At 63.0% G+C, this 235-nt stretch carries 1 protein-coding gene; it reads left to right on the top strand.

The genetic code is table 11. The features are described 5' to 3' along the window. Positions 1-2 precede the first annotated feature (2 nt). A partial coding sequence (locus AAHB17_RS24685; RefSeq protein ID WP_342133707.1) for a GTP-binding protein occupies positions 3-235 on the top strand: 233 nt, incomplete at its 3' end.

Raw genomic sequence — 235 nt, 5'->3', positions numbered from 1 at the left:
AAATGGCAAAAGAGAAATTCGAGCGGACCAAGCCGCACGTGAACGTGGGCACCATCGGTCACGTTGACCATGGCAAGACCACCCTGACCGCCGCCATCACCACCGTGCTGGCAGCCAAGTTCGGCGGCGCGGCCAAGGCCTACGACCAGATCGACGCGGCTCCGGAAGAAAAGGCCCGCGGCATCACCATCAACACCGCGCACGTCGAGTACGAAACGGCCAACCGCCACTACGC

The sequence above is a fragment of the Hydrogenophaga sp. OTU3427 genome, from assembly GCF_038440225.1.
Taxonomy (GTDB): Bacteria; Pseudomonadota; Gammaproteobacteria; order Burkholderiales; family Burkholderiaceae_C; genus Hydrogenophaga.
The sequence above is the reverse complement of the archived record's forward strand: the minus strand, read 5'-3'. Positions and strand labels throughout refer to the sequence as shown.